Genomic DNA, 521 nt, shown 5'->3' with positions numbered 1-521 from the left:
GCGTGCGACGGGAGCGTGCGGCGCTCGACGCCGGACGCGAAGTCGAGGTGCACGCGAAGGGCCTCATCGTGCAGGCCGACACGGCGGTGCGCGAGGCCGGCCGCGAGATCGCGTTCGCGGAGGCGCAGTTCGGTCCCGCCGCCGCTCGTGAGCTCCGCACGGCGTTCGAGACGGCCGGGTTCCGGCTCCGCGAGGCGATCCTCCTGCAGCAGCGCCTCGACGATGCCGAGCAGGAGTCGGCCGCCGATCGGCGCAGGTGGAGCGCGTACATCGTCGACCTCTGCGACTCCGCCCTGCGCACCCTCGAGGTGGCGCAGTCGGGGCTCGCCGCCCGGCGCCGCCTCGAACGCGGCGCCGGCACCGACCTGGCCGCCCTCCGCGAGGACGCCGCTCGCCTCGAGCGACGGCGCACGGATGCCGCGGCCGCCCTCGAGCGCCTGGACGCGCGGTTCGCGCCCGCCGCGCTGCGCGCCTCCCGCAACGCGGCGAGCCGGGTCGACACCGCGCTCGCCGACGCGCCC

Annotated in this window: 1 pseudogene; it reads left to right on the top strand. The window is 77.7% G+C overall.

The features are described 5' to 3' along the window. Nucleotides 1–521: pseudogene (locus tag GH736_RS24255) on the top strand (hypothetical protein); the annotation flags it as partial.

It is taken from the genome of Agromyces humi, assembly GCF_009720255.1.
GTDB lineage: Bacteria > Actinomycetota > Actinomycetes > Actinomycetales > Microbacteriaceae > Agromyces > Agromyces humi.
This window is presented reverse-complemented; position numbering and strand designations above follow the sequence as displayed.